Below are 12,433 nucleotides of genomic sequence, written 5' to 3' on the forward strand. Positions count from 1 at the left end.
CGGGGTGGAGCAGCCCGGTAGCTCGTCAGGCTCATAACCTGAAGGCCGCAGGTTCAAATCCTGCCCCCGCAACCAAATCAAAAAAAGCCCGCGCGGAGAAATCCGCCGGGCTTTTTTGGCGTTCTAGCGCTACCCGGAGAGAACGGTAAGCGGCAAGCTGACCCCATCTGGCGTAGGTAAGGCGGGGTATTGCGGACAGACGATTCACAGACTGTGAGCTTCTATGTCTGCGCCTAGCTCTGGAACTAGAAACTTCCATATGATCGAAGCCGTTCCGGAACGGCTTGAGGGTGCGCCGCGGCAGTTTCGGCGGCGGTGGTCCGATGAATTCAAGGAGCGGGCCGGGGCTGAGGCAATGGAGCCCGGCGCAAGCGTTTTGGCGATTGCGCATCGCATCGGAATACATCCGTCGCAATTATTTGGCTGGCGCCGCAATGCTCGTGCTGGACAACGATCCTTCTCGGCGGATCCGGCTGTTCAGGTAGAAGCTGGACCGGTGGGTGCGAGAGCGGTGATCGAGCTTGTCATCGGCGACATCGTTGTCCGGGCGGGCGCGGATAGCCGGCGGAAATTCTACGAGTTGCACGTCGCAAAGAGCTCGAAGGTTGCCACAGAGACGGTCGAGCGTATGGCGAAGCTCTGGGAGATTGAGGAAACCATCCGGGGTCAAAGCCCTGAGGCTCGTGCGGCAGCACGTCAGGAAGTCTCTGCAGCGATCGTCAAAGACCTCTTCACCTTCTGGCAGGCGCCCCTGCCGCGGGTCTCCGGCAAATCCAAACTCGCGGAGGCGCTCCGCTATGCCATCTCGCGTCGTGACATCTTCGAACGCTTCCTGACCGACGGCCGCATCGAGCTCGACTCCAACATCGTCGAGCGGGCGATCAGACCTCAGGCGATCACAAGGAAGAATAGCCTGTTCGCCGGAAGCGACGGTGGCGGCAAGACGTGGGCGACCATCTCGACGCTGCTGCAAACGGCAAAGATGAATGCCGTCGATCCGCAAGCCTGGCTTACCCAGACCCTTGAGCGCCTTGCGAATGGTTGGCCACGCAGCGAGATCGATGCCCTCATGCCGTGGAACTACACGGCCTGAACGGTCCCAGCTTGTCGCTTACCGAGGGTGTTTTATGGGTCGAACAGCGGCCCATTAGACTCGAAATGTCACAGTGGATGAGCAACCGAGCGTCCGCAGTGGCAAATGCGCGTCAGCAGACGTCTGTGCGGAAGTTCCGGAAAAACAGCGGTTTCGGCTTCGGGGGTAGTGGGGCCCGCTGAAAGGCTCCTCGCTCACAGCGAACCGTCAGTGCGAAACCGGGGTGAGGGTCAGCACCTCGCTGTTGGTCTTGCACGAACCCGGTACGCCGTTGATGCAGCCCTTCGTGGTTTGCTTGATCGTCAGCGTAGAGCCGTCGCCCGACGGACCAATCGTATAGGCGCCGCTGCCGGCGCCTGAAAAACCGCCCCCCGCAAGCACATATTTCACAGTCCCGCCGGAGCGCGACGTTGGCGTGTAGACGAAATCCGCAGTGCCACCGGGGAACTTGCCGACGACCTTGAACGCCTCGTTCAACTTTGCCACGGTTCCGCTCACTTTGATCCGGGCGCCGCCGCCGGTGACCGTCCACGGGCCGGGACAAAGCTTGTCCAGCACATGTTCGGCAATCCGGGCAGCCTCGTCCAGATACGCATCGTCGTCTGAAAAGCCGGTGAAGCTGTCGACAAGGTCACCGCCAGGGTTGGTTCTTGTCTCTATGGTCCAGTCGGCTTTTCCGGCGCCGAATGTGATGCGGCCGCCAATCAAAAAGTCTGGTGCGATAGTACCCAGCTTCTTGATCGCCGTGGCCGGATCGGCATATTTCGACTGCTGAAACTTCTGTTCCTTAATGACCTCGTCGATCCGCCGCCATTCGACGACCTTTCCCGCGCACCATGCAAACTCCCCGCCGTCGCCCAGCGTGGTGACGAGGTGGTGCAAGATAACCTCGCCTAGACCATTGCCAGCAGACTCCCGACCGGGATAGTTGTCATCGGTGATTGTGCCGACCGCCAGCGCCACATCGGCTTGCTGCGCTGATGCGATCGCCGATGACAGCAAGACAAGCAAAAGCGCACAAAGCACCGGCACGAAATGCGACGCTAATGACCGAACCTGCACCTTGATGCGCCCCCGCTCACGGACCGTGCCGTTACACTGCCTCTCTAACCAGGGGTCTGTCCAACGAAATCTCGGGTGAGGTCCAGGCCATCCGATCGGGCAAATGAGTCCGCTGAACAAGGGTGAGGAAGGGACTGCAATGCCTGGATTTCCGGCGAATGCGCTGATCCAGGACGATCGACGTAGGTGATTTACGACTCCAGATCCATCACTATCAGTTAGTTTTCGCTCGGGCCCATGCTGATGGCGCTGATGGCGCTGATGCGCTCAAACGCGCCTGCCGGCAGCAAAGTTGAGAAGGGTGCCTCCTAAGCTGGAGCCACAGGAAGACAACGGATCATGCCGCCGGAAGCGCGATCACGGCGCAAGGCTGTCAGTCGTCCGGGATGAACTCAGCCTTGTCCGGGGCGCAGAAGCGTCTAATGGTTCTCGCGTAGAGGCGAGCCATGTCCGCCGTTGGGGCGGCACGGCAAATGATCGAAGGAAGACGTTATTGCGACTGGTACCGTAAAATGGTTCAACGCGACGAAGGGGTTTGGTTTCATCCAGCCGGATGACGGCGGGGCTGATGTCTTCGTCCACATTTCTGCGGTTGGGCGGGCTGGGTTGCGAGAGCTGAAAGATGGTCAGAAGATCACATACGAACTGGTTTCGGACCGCAAGTCAGGCAAGATGTCGGCGGACAATTGCAGGCCTAGGCCGATTTTCGCACTGCGATCTTTTTGGGAGGCCGGGATTGCTCGGCAACAGCACTCCTCCTCCTATGCTGGCGGTCACTCACGCTAGGGCGGCCCACTCCTTCCACGCCAGATATTTTCGTTGCGCCAAACTGTGAAGTCCAATGACCCATCGCGATTCTGCCTTGTTGTTGATCATCATTGTGCTCATGCAAACAGAACCTCGGGAGAGCTCATGGAGACGGACGACCGCGAACTCATCGTTGTGATGAGACGGTATTTTGCGGTGAAGGCCGAGTTGGCCGCACTGACGGCGCAGTTGGAAGCGGAACGAAAGGCGGCCGACGCGGAAATCGGCGTGTTCTATGATCCGCGCCAGAATGCCGAGCAAGCCGCCGACCTCCAGCGCTCGCATCGCTTGAAGGCAGAGATGGTGTCGCTTATGCAGCGCGCTGAAGCCTGGGGCCGGGCGGCGGTAGCCGCTGACCTGCGCGATAGATCGGAGGCGGAAGCTGAGCCTGAAGAATGGCAGTCGTTTGAGAAGCGAGCTGATACATTATTCGGCGCGTAGTCTCGCCTAGACGATGAGCCGGGCCGCTCGTCCATTCTTTCGCTCCGCGTTGTTATAATAGCGCGCCGCCTGGGCCACCGATTTGTGCAGCGACTGCTGCATTGCCTCTGGCAAGGAAACACCGCGGTTGGCAGCCTCGGTGAGATAGCCTGACCGCAGTCCATGCGCCGAAAACAAGGTCGGGTCGAGTCCCGACTGTTTGCAACGGCCTTTCAGGATCAGGTTGACGGATTGCGGTGTCAGGGCTCGCCGGTCGATGTTTCCCCACTGGTCGATGCGCCGAAACACGGGGCCATCCTTGATATCGGCTTCCTCAAGCCAGCGTCGCAACGCCACCACTGGCCGGCCGATGAGGACTACCTGTTCGTCGTCGTCACGCGTCGTCGTTTTCGTCCGGCCCACGCGGAGTGACAAGCATGGGAGGAGGGCGGAGTTTTCATCGGTAGGGTTGGCCCGCACCGGCTCTTCGTCGGTTAGATCCTCGACCCGCAATGCCGCCACTTCCGAGCGGCGGCGACCGCCGGACGCGAAGGCGACCAACAGCAGTGCGCGATCGCGCAAGTTCACCAGGCTTTCGCCGGCGCAGGCCAGCAGCAATTGCGCCAGAACATCGGCTGTGACCGCCTTTTTGCTCTTGCGCTGTCGTGGTCGGGCGCTGGCGCGAACGGCGAGCCGCAGAGCGGATCTGAGCGAAGGACCGTCAAAGCAGCCGGTAAGGCCGCGCCACCTGGTGAGGATCGACCAGCTCGTCAGCCGACGCCGCACCGTGTCGGGCGCGTGCGGTCCCTCGGACCGAAGCTGCCGGCGCTCACGGAGGCCATCTTCCACTTCCGCCGGCATGCCATGGCTGGGCTCCTCGGCGCGCTTGATCGGGTCCCAAAGGTGATGAGCGACAAACTTGAGCAGCAGGCTCTCGGGTGCGGGCCAGGGGAGGGGGACGCCGGTGGCGAGTTGGCACCAGGCCTCAAGGTAACCGAGATCGGAGGCGAGTGCGCGAAGTGTATTGTCGCCAATGCCTTCGCCGGCGAGGTGCTTGAGAGTATCGACGTCGTCGTCGGTCAGAAGTGCGGCGAGTCGGTCGCGGCGATCGAAGGGCAGGATGGCCTCGAGGGCGTCGAGCTGCTCTGCACGCCGCAGCACAGCGTCGGAAATGGACGTCGCCTTCACGCTCTTGCCGGATTTAGCCATCGGTTTGCGGCCGCCAGCGTTTGATGATGCTTTCGAGCTCGCCGCGGTAGTCGGTCGGGTAGACCGCATCTTCCTCCCGCGCGAGAGAGGTGAAGATCGTCGCCATGTCCTCCGAGACCGCGCGGTCGACGGCGAACAGGTCGGCGAGATCGAAGCCCCCATTGGCGTCGGCGTTCCACCAGGCGAGCAGGAATTTCGCCACCCGCCGGCCCTGGCCGGCGTCCTCGTGGGCGATGGTCAGCAGTTTTTCGAGAGCAAATCTGACGCGGTCTTCCATGGGATCCCGTCGGGCTTGGTGGGCAATCGTCCTTCAGCCGGATGATGCCGGGTGAATTTTCAGGTCCGTCTGGCCAAAATCGTTGCCCTTGAACAACAGCGGCGCTTTGGTGATCCTCGCAACAGCATAGGAAAAGCAGTCGCCCATGTTGAGCGTGGCCGGATGGCGGCCTTTGCCGAAGCGGTCGAACGCTCGTTCCGCTTCTCGGTAATGCGCCTCGTCGAACGCAATCGCGGTGACGTTCGGCAGCTGGACAAGCTGATCGACAATGTCCGAAGCGTTGGGAAATCCTCTGCCTGCCAGCACCATGCGCGCCTCAAGCAGCGTCGGCCAGCCGATCGCAACGGCCTCCTGCCCCACCAACGCAGTGAACCGTTCGGCCTCCGGCTCTGCCAGAGCCATCGCCAGAATGACCGACGTATCGACAGCGATCATCGCGGCAAACCGTAGTCGTCGTAGTAATCGTCATGCGCGGATGTCGTGCCGGCCGAGACCGCACGCCGCCCTTCGGCCATCAAATCCGACAGGACATCGATCGGCGCCCGGATAGACTGCTGGCGCAGTTCCAGATCGTAGTGCTCGAGCGCCTGCTCGACGAGCCTGTTGATCGGCTGACCCGTGCGGCGCGCCAGCGCGTGCGCCAGATCCCTGGCCTTGGTGCTGCGGACGGACAGTTGCGGTTCGGACATTGCGTTTCCTCGATCGAAATCCCTTCGAATATAGCGACTATAGTTTTAGATGGCAAGAAAATCACTTCGAGATGGCTCGCTATCGATACTTAATCACTATCGATAGTCATGGTCGAGAATGCGGGACGTTTGGGTGACGGAACGATGTTGGTGCTTAGTATCCGTGCGTGCGATTTAATACGCCAATTCAAACGGTTAATCGTTGTTAAATTGGCGAAAGCGCGGGTAAGCGGGGCAGAATTGGTGGCGGCTCAGCGACCTGCTCGAACACGCCGTCGACGCCGCCGGCCGTCGGATCAGCCGGCTGGAGCCAGCCCTCGGCCCATGCGATCTACTCTTCAACGCTGCGGCCATCGATCTCGGCGGTGGTGGTGAAGTCCATTGATCGCAGCGCCACTAGGAAATCGCGCACGGCACTGAGCTCGTGCCAATCTTGCGCTAAGTCCCGGAAGCGTCGCCAGCGGCTAGCGTCGCGCTTGCGACGCCGATGTTCTTCGGCGCTGCTCGGCAAGTTGGCGCTCTCCCTGCTTAACCTCTCCGCCTTGGCGCTCAATCGCCTTGAACAGCGCATCCAGAATGCGGTGTTTGCGGTGGTCCGTTTCGGAGAAATAGCCAGGGTCATAAAGATTGCGCCTCCATGGATCGTGCTGACTGCGGGCTTGACGCTTTTTCTGTTCGTGCTCCGCGAGGCATGAGGCGATGACTGCGTGGGGTCTCAGAAGACGTTCGGGCACCGCAAGGGCGGATTCACTCGCACGGGCATTTTTCGCCTGTTGCTTGACCTCCGGCGGGAGCTCGATGGGAGGCGCCGGCAACGGTGTCGGTCGAATGGTGATGGAGCGTGTATTGCTCGATTTCGGCACTGGCGTCTGTTTTGGTGCTTTGCCCACGGAATGTTTCGCCCAATAACCACTTACCAACGAGCAGTAATGTCCGCAGGAATGCCGTTCAGTGAGGAAACGCTCGCGCGCTTGGCCAGCGACCTCCGAAAATTCGCCTTTCGGATCAATACGAACGACAGCGCGACCTGCCGCCAGCAGGTTCGGGATCGGCCTGCAAGCGGAACCGATCGGGAACTGCGGCGTTGGGACGAGCCTTTGGCTGACACAAAAAAGTCGGAGCCGCGGGGCATGGCCCCTTGGGGCGCGCGAACAGGCGTACCGTTCTGCCGGCTTTGATGCGGGCGATAAGCGCAACTGGCGCGGGGACCTCCCAATAAGAGGAACAAAGATGATGTCGATTCGATCCAAACTTTTCGCAACGGTGACCTTGCCCGTCTTCGCCGTATCTTTCGCGATTCAGCCGGCGCTAGCCGAGAGCCTGAGGGCGCCGTTCCAGGTAGCGCAGGAAGGGACCGACCAGCAGTCTCCCGAGGACTTGCTTCTGCTCAAGAAGCGCAAGAAGCAGCATGCCGCCGAGGAAGGGCAGACAGAACAGCAGCAACCGCAGGCCGAGGAGCCGCAGCGTCAGGTCGAAGAGCCGGTTCGCAAGAAGCGCAAGCAGAAGGCCGAAGAGGGCTCCGAGGAAAACGCACCGCGGCAGGCTGAAGAACTCCAAGCGCCTGTGCGCAAGAAGAGGAAGCAGCAGGCCGAAGAACAGCAGCCTGGCGTCGAGGAAAGCGCTCCGCAGCAGGCCGAAGAGCAACAAGCTCCGATGCGCAAGAAGCGCAAGCAGCGGGCGGAGGAGCAGCCTGGTGCAGAGGAAGGGACTCCGCAGCAGGCCGAAGAGCAACAAACTCCTGTGCGCAAGAAGCGCAAGCAGCAAGCTGAGGAACAGCAGCCTGGTGTCGAGGAAGCGGCTCCGCGGCAGGCTGAGGAGCAACAAAATCCTGTGCCCAAGAGGCGCAAGCAGCAGGCCCAAGACCAGCAGCCCGCCGTAGAAGAAGGGACCCCGCAGCAGGCCGAAGAACAGCAGGCACCCGCGCCCAAGAAGCGCAAGCAGCAGGCGGAAGGACGGCAGCCCGCCGTAGAGGAAGGCACCCCTCAGAAGGCCGAGGAACAGCAGGTACCGCTACCCAAGAAGCGCAAGCAGCAAGCTGAAGGAAAGCAGCCCGAGGAGCAAAAGGCCCTCGAAGAGCGTGCCGCACCGACAGGCGAAACCACAGCCGAGCAGCCGACGCCGCAGACAGGCGAGGGTGAGCAGCAGCCGGTTCCAGGGGCCGAACAACCCGCAACGGCCGAGCAGCGCCAGGGCGAGGAGCACCAGGGCAAGGCCGCTCCGATCGTTGTCGACAAGCGCACGAAGGAAGAGAAGCGCAAGATCGCCCAGGATCCGGCGGCGACCGACGAAACCGTGGTGCTTCCGGTCGACAATGGCGCGGCTGTGCTCGACAGCGACAAGGACGCCGATAATTCCGGGGGCAACCAGGGGCGCGAGGCTCGGCGCAAGCAGCGCGAGGAGCTGCGCGTCCAGGATCAGAACATAGCGCCGCCGACCGACGACGCCGCGGCCCAGGCGGAGATTCCGGCCGAGGGTCGGCAGGCCGTTTCGCAGAGGATCGAGGCCGCGATCAAGGAAGAAGGGCGACGCGTCGAAGCGGCGCCAGTCTTCGCGGTCCCGGAGACGACGAACATCGTCAACAACACCGTCATCAACAATACGGTGATCAACAACACGACGGTCAACAACACCAGGAACAATGATGTGACCGAGGTGCAACTGGTCGAGAGGGTCGGCGATCGCGTTGTCCTCGGCGTCGGCGACCAGATCTTCGTGCGTGGCGACGACCGTCCGCGTCTGCGCCACGATGCGCAGGAGGCCTACTACGACGAGCTTCCGCGCGGCCGCGTTCGTGAAACGATCGTCCGCCCGGGCGGGTATCGGATCGTTACCGTCTACGACCGTTACGGTGACATCTTGCAACGCTCGCGCGTCGACGGCGACGGCAACGAATATGTGCTGATGTACGCGCCGGAGTATCAGGAGGAACGGCGTCCGGCGATCGTCGACGTCGGTTACGAACTGCCGCCGATGCGCCTGACGATTCCGGTCGACGACTACATCGTCGATTACTCGGAAGAACCGGATCGGGACTACTACGAATTCCTGTCCGAGCCGCCGGTCGAACGCGTCGAGCGAGTCTACACGATCGATGAGGTCCGCAATTCGGCCCGCCTGCGTGACAAGGTCCGGCGCATCGATCTCGACACGATCCACTTCGCGACGGGGAGTGCCGAAGTCTCGATGTCGCAGGCAAAGACACTGCGAACGGTCGCCGACGCAATGCAGAAGATTCTCGACAAGGATCCCGGTGAAACCTTCTTCATCGAAGGGCACACGGACGCTGTCGGTTCTGATCGCTCGAACTTGGTCCTCTCCGATGAGCGTGCCGAATCCGTCGCAGTCCTCCTGACCGAAGTTTACGGCATCTCGGCGGAAAACCTAGTCACGCAAGGCTATGGTGAGCGCTTCCTGAAAATCGGCACGCAGGAACCCGAGGAGGAGAACCGCCGCGTGACCATCCGACGCGTGACGCCGCTGGTGCGCCCGGTCGCGCAGCGGTAACCGAAAATCTGCGTCGCCATGCGTCCTATCAGGCGTGTGGCGACGCAGCATCCTGATTGCTGCAGATCCTCCGATCTTGCGGGCGACAAGCACCTGTGAATATGGGAAACTGAGCGCATATTAAGCCCAACGATATCGTGGCGCCGCAGGAGCGGTCATCGCTATGGATCGAAAGCTCGCAGCCATCCTTTCAGCCGATGTTGCTGGTTTCAGTCGCCTTGCGGCGCTGGACGAGGAAGGTACGCTTGGTGCACTAAATGTGTGCCGCAACAGGATTGCCGAAGTGGTGAAGGAGCATGGCGGCCGTATCTTTGGAACCGCCGGTGACGGGTTTGTCGCCGAGTTTCCAAGCGCTGTCCAGGCCGTCCGGTGCTCGGTCGAAATCCAGCGCCGTCTTTTCAGTACCTTGGAAGACCGCCCGCCCGATCGCCGTTTGGAGTTCCGCATCGGTATCAACCTGGGTGACGTGGTCGTAGCGGGAGACGACCTGCTCGGCGACGGCGTCAATATCGCTGCGCGCGTGCAAGAGATCGCCGCTCCGTCAGGCATCTGCATTTCCGCATCGGTGCGCGAGCATCTCGATGGGAAAGTGCCGTTCCCGCTGATCAGCCTCGGCGAGCGCAACTTGAAGAACATCCCGCGCCCAATTTTCGTCTTCGGGGTCGATTGGCAGCAAGAGACGTCTGTCGAAGGCGGCATCGCGTCCGTGCCACCACTTGCCGCCCGCCGTGGCAAGGACCAGCCATCGATCGTCGTCATGCCCTTCGACAACCTCAGCGGGCGAGACGATGAATACTTCGTGGACGGCGTTGTCGAGGAGATCACCGCGGCGCTCTCGTGCGTTCGGAATTTCTTTGTAATCGCGCGACAGTCCGCGTTCACCTACAAGGGACGCTTCGTCGACGTGCGCGAGGTCGGCAGGGAACTCGGCGTCAATTATGTGGTCGAGGGCACCGTTCGCCGAGGCGGCGATCGACTGCGCATTTCGGTGCAATTGGTCGATGCGGAGACAAGGACCCAGTTCTGGTCCGACCGTTACGAGGGTGCAATCGAACACATGTTCGAGTTCCAGGATCGGATCGCGGCGCAGGTGGCAGGCGCCATTCACCCGGCGATCCGCGATGCCGAGATCGAACTGGCTAGGCGCAGGCCGCCGACCAGTCTCAGGGCCTATGACCTTGTCATGCGCGCCTACCCGAACCTCTGGGGCCGCCGCAAGGATACCAACAACCAGGCGATCGAACTGCTGCGGCAAGCTATCGCCGTCGATCCGGGCTATGGTCGCGCGCATGCACTTTTGGCGTGGTGCCACGCCTCGAACGCCTCCTACCTATGGACCGAACAACCGGAGCGTGAGCTGGAAAAGGCGCGCGCAGCGGTAGAGGCTGTGGGCTCGATCGGCGACGATCCAACCGCCCTGACTGCCGCCGGTGCGGCAATGAGCATCTGCGGCGACCAGGAGCGCGCGACCACCTTTATCGAAAAGGCGCTTGCGCTTGATCCGAACAATGCCTGGGCATGGGCGCGCCTGGGGTGGCTCGCGATCTACAAGGACGAAGCCACGCACGCACCGGAATGCTTCCAGCGGGGGATGACCCTGAGCCCAAGAGATCCGCTCGCATTCAACATGAGATTGGGGATGGCTTTTTCCTTGGCCATGGAAGGTGCTCTTTCACAGGCGATTGCGATAGCCCATGAGGTCGTCAACACCTATCCGGACGTCACATGGTCCTACCGTCATCTCGCCGCCTGGTCGGCGATGAACGGAGACTTGGAGACCTCCCGATGGGCTGCGAGGAAGCTATTGGCGGCCGAGCCAGGCTTTACAATCGACCGGTATCGAGCGCTTCCCTGGTTTCAAAACATCCCGCGGTGGCAAGATCAAATGGCCGAGGGGTTGCGGAAAGCGGGATTGCCTGAACGCTGATGGCCATTCAAGGACATGCGCGATGGCTGGAAAAGGCGCAAAGCACTCTGCCCCTGCGTGGGGGCTTGCCCAATAGAGCGGTTCCTGCGTCGGGCCGATAAGGGCACATGGATTGCTTGCCGGACCCGGATGGCGGGCCGGTCTGCTGTATGCTCTTCGCTTGCGTCAAATCCCCGACCCGTCCAGTTCTTGGTCGTCATCGCCTTCCCAGGGTAGGGGCATCGAGGTGAGATTGAGATTGGCTGAAGGCATCGGCATCCAGCATTTCAGTTCCGGCTCGGCGTATTCGATGATGCGGCCGGGCGAGGAATCGGAGGCGCGCCAGCCTTCTCTACCGAACTGATCGCCATTCGACCAATATGCAAGGTCAACTTCCGCTGTCCCCTGTTCGGACGGGCGGATCGTGACGAGGATCCGACTGCCGTTTTTCGGTGCGCTTGCCATGTGGCGCCAGCGGTCTGGCTCAGCCATCATTCGTCCTCCTCCTCGCTCCCGGTTGCAAGTTTCGCCGCGCCGTCGAAAACGGTCAACACAAACTTTGGGCAACCCACCGTCTATCGAGTGGGGGTTCGATCCACGACATGCTGTACGAGCGTGGTCGCGGCGAGTAAGCGTCGCTCATATATTAGCGGCGGCGGATCGCCGTAACCCCGTGAAATCCAATGCGTTCGGCAGCTTCCCGCACGCGTTCGGCCGGCTGGGGGCGCACCGGACCCCGCACATTCAGTATGCGGTCGACGGTGGAAACGCCGACGTCTGCGGCTTTGAAACGTGGTCAGGAGAGTCGAGTGCGGATAGGCCCTAGCCGATTGTTCGCACGCTATCGGCCATCAGCTTGATGCCGAGTGCGCCCACCACAGCGCCAGCCACGCGGTCAATCCAGGTCTTCGAGCGCAGATAGACGACCCGCGGCGCACGTGACGAAAAACCAAGGGCGACAATCGCATACCACACGAACTCGTTGATGAAGAGCAGTGGCGGAAGCGCCAGCAGCATCCAGGTGGGTGTGGGAGACGGTAGCAGCGCAGCAAACATGGATGCATAGAAGATGGCCGTCTTCGGATTGGAAATCTGCACGAAAAGGCCCCGCAGCAGAGACTTCCACAGTGTACCTGGTTGATCTGCGGGCGCATCGGCAATCGCTATCGTCTGGGGAGCGGCACGCCAGATACCGACGCCGATCCAGACGAGGTACGCGCCACCGGCGAGCCTGAGCAGCATGCTGAGCCACTCCACTTGAAGGAGGATCGCTGTCAGGCCGGCGACTGCAATGCAAGCGAATAGAAAGCCGCCAATTCCCATGCCTACCGCTGCCATTAATCCGTCAGCGCGTGACCGGGCGATCGCGATACGCGACACCACAATAAAGCTTGGGCCAGGACTCATGGCTCCAAGAAGGAAGACGCCCAAGATGGTGACAAGAATTGCGAATTCATGCATGTCGC

At 61.4% G+C, this 12,433-nt stretch carries 11 protein-coding genes and 4 pseudogenes; 6 read left to right on the forward strand and 9 right to left on the reverse strand.

The genetic code is table 11. The features are described 5' to 3' along the window. Window positions 1-259: 259 nt before the first annotated feature. A pseudogene (locus tag AC070A_RS30875) lies at window positions 260-475 on the forward strand (transposase); the annotation flags it as partial. Between the two features lie 81 nt (window positions 476-556). Next, window positions 557-1,093, forward strand: a pseudogene (locus AC070A_RS30880) (IS66 family transposase); the annotation flags it as partial. A gap of 207 nt (window positions 1,094-1,300) precedes the next feature. Here the strand turns inward: AC070A_RS30880 and AC070A_RS30885 are convergent. Further along, window positions 1,301-2,155: a hypothetical protein gene (locus AC070A_RS30885; protein ID WP_494773621.1), complete on the reverse strand. Its 855-nt coding sequence runs from the start codon at window positions 2,153-2,155 to the stop codon at window positions 1,301-1,303. Window positions 2,156-2,647: 492 nt separating this feature from the next. Here AC070A_RS30885 and AC070A_RS30890 point away from each other — a divergent pair. Then, a pseudogene (locus AC070A_RS30890) lies at window positions 2,648-2,842 on the forward strand (cold-shock protein); the annotation flags it as partial. Between the two features lie 225 nt (window positions 2,843-3,067). Continuing rightward, entirely contained in the window at window positions 3,068-3,403 is a 336-nt protein-coding gene (locus AC070A_RS30895; RefSeq protein WP_057252929.1) for a hypothetical protein, read from the forward strand. A 6-nt stretch (window positions 3,404-3,409) separates the two neighbouring features. On the opposite strand, the gene AC070A_RS30900 is transcribed toward AC070A_RS30895, so the two are convergent. The 5 genes from AC070A_RS30900 to AC070A_RS30920 all read right to left on the reverse strand — a co-directional run bounded on the left by AC070A_RS30900 (window position 3,410) and on the right by AC070A_RS30920 (window position 6,447). Next, window positions 3,410-4,591 carry a site-specific integrase gene (locus AC070A_RS30900; RefSeq protein WP_057252927.1) on the reverse strand — a complete coding sequence of 394 codons (1,182 nt, stop codon included), beginning with the start codon at window positions 4,589-4,591 and terminating at the stop codon, window positions 3,410-3,412. Further along, a complete protein-coding gene (locus tag AC070A_RS30905; protein WP_440638504.1) occupies window positions 4,584-4,868 on the reverse strand; it encodes a DUF7673 family protein in 285 nt (94 codons plus the stop codon). Before AC070A_RS30905 ends, AC070A_RS30900 begins: the two co-directional genes overlap by 8 nt. A 33-nt stretch (window positions 4,869-4,901) precedes the next feature. Then, the gene (locus AC070A_RS30910; protein ID WP_057252923.1) at window positions 4,902-5,303 is read right to left on the reverse strand and encodes a type II toxin-antitoxin system VapC family toxin; all 402 of its coding nucleotides are present in this window, start codon (window positions 5,301-5,303) and stop codon (window positions 4,902-4,904) included. Continuing rightward, window positions 5,300-5,557 (reverse strand): type II toxin-antitoxin system VapB family antitoxin, encoded by a 258-nt coding sequence (locus AC070A_RS30915; protein ID WP_057252921.1) that lies wholly within the window; start codon window positions 5,555-5,557, stop codon window positions 5,300-5,302. The genes AC070A_RS30910 and AC070A_RS30915 overlap by 4 nt, the downstream gene beginning before the upstream one ends. A 464-nt stretch (window positions 5,558-6,021) precedes the next feature. Next, window positions 6,022-6,447 (reverse strand): hypothetical protein, encoded by a 426-nt coding sequence (locus tag AC070A_RS30920; RefSeq protein WP_492384379.1) that lies wholly within the window; start codon window positions 6,445-6,447, stop codon window positions 6,022-6,024. Between the two features lie 343 nt (window positions 6,448-6,790). Here AC070A_RS30920 and AC070A_RS30925 point away from each other — a divergent pair, with 343 nt between their 5' ends. Together AC070A_RS30925 and AC070A_RS30930 are read left to right on the forward strand one after the other, a co-directional pair. Continuing rightward, window positions 6,791-9,061, forward strand: a complete 2,271-nt coding sequence (locus tag AC070A_RS30925; protein ID WP_492384378.1) for an OmpA family protein — start codon at window positions 6,791-6,793, stop codon at window positions 9,059-9,061. 163 nt (window positions 9,062-9,224) lie between these two features. After that, window positions 9,225-10,988, forward strand: a complete 1,764-nt coding sequence (locus AC070A_RS30930) for an adenylate/guanylate cyclase domain-containing protein (RefSeq protein WP_425987372.1) — start codon at window positions 9,225-9,227, stop codon at window positions 10,986-10,988. Between the two features lie 165 nt (window positions 10,989-11,153). On the opposite strand, the gene AC070A_RS30935 is transcribed toward AC070A_RS30930, so the two are convergent. The 3 genes and pseudogenes from AC070A_RS30935 to AC070A_RS30945 all read right to left on the reverse strand — a co-directional run bounded on the left by AC070A_RS30935 (window position 11,154) and on the right by AC070A_RS30945 (window position 12,428). Continuing rightward, window positions 11,154-11,459: a hypothetical protein gene (locus AC070A_RS30935; protein WP_057249940.1), complete on the reverse strand. Its 306-nt coding sequence runs from the start codon at window positions 11,457-11,459 to the stop codon at window positions 11,154-11,156. A 157-nt stretch (window positions 11,460-11,616) separates the two neighbouring features. Next, window positions 11,617-11,718, reverse strand: a pseudogene (locus AC070A_RS30940) (LacI family transcriptional regulator); the annotation flags it as partial. Window positions 11,719-11,789: 71 nt separating this feature from the next. After that, entirely contained in the window at window positions 11,790-12,428 is a 639-nt protein-coding gene (locus tag AC070A_RS30945) for a LysE family translocator (RefSeq protein ID WP_058321952.1), read from the reverse strand. Window positions 12,429-12,433 lie beyond the last annotated feature (5 nt).

The organism is Ensifer sp. GW101-20A05, from assembly GCF_059424735.1.

Excerpts from the sequence above, each read along its gene's own strand:
- AC070A_RS30895 (WP_057252929.1), top strand. The coding sequence starts at position 3,068 with ATGGAGACGGACGACCGCGAACTCATCGTTGTGATGAGACGGTATTTT.
- AC070A_RS30900 (WP_057252927.1), bottom strand. The coding sequence starts at position 4,591 with ATGGCTAAATCCGGCAAGAGCGTGAAGGCGACGTCCATTTCCGACGCT.
- AC070A_RS30905 (WP_440638504.1), bottom strand. The coding sequence starts at position 4,868 with ATGGAAGACCGCGTCAGATTTGCTCTCGAAAAACTGCTGACCATCGCC.
- AC070A_RS30910 (WP_057252923.1), bottom strand. The coding sequence starts at position 5,303 with ATGATCGCTGTCGATACGTCGGTCATTCTGGCGATGGCTCTGGCAGAG.
- AC070A_RS30915 (WP_057252921.1), bottom strand. The coding sequence starts at position 5,557 with ATGTCCGAACCGCAACTGTCCGTCCGCAGCACCAAGGCCAGGGATCTG.
- AC070A_RS30925 (WP_492384378.1), top strand. The coding sequence starts at position 6,791 with ATGTCGATTCGATCCAAACTTTTCGCAACGGTGACCTTGCCCGTCTTC.
- AC070A_RS30930 (WP_425987372.1), top strand. The coding sequence starts at position 9,225 with ATGGATCGAAAGCTCGCAGCCATCCTTTCAGCCGATGTTGCTGGTTTC.
- AC070A_RS30935 (WP_057249940.1), bottom strand. The coding sequence starts at position 11,459 with ATGGCTGAGCCAGACCGCTGGCGCCACATGGCAAGCGCACCGAAAAAC.
- AC070A_RS30945 (WP_058321952.1), bottom strand. The coding sequence starts at position 12,428 with ATGCATGAATTCGCAATTCTTGTCACCATCTTGGGCGTCTTCCTTCTT.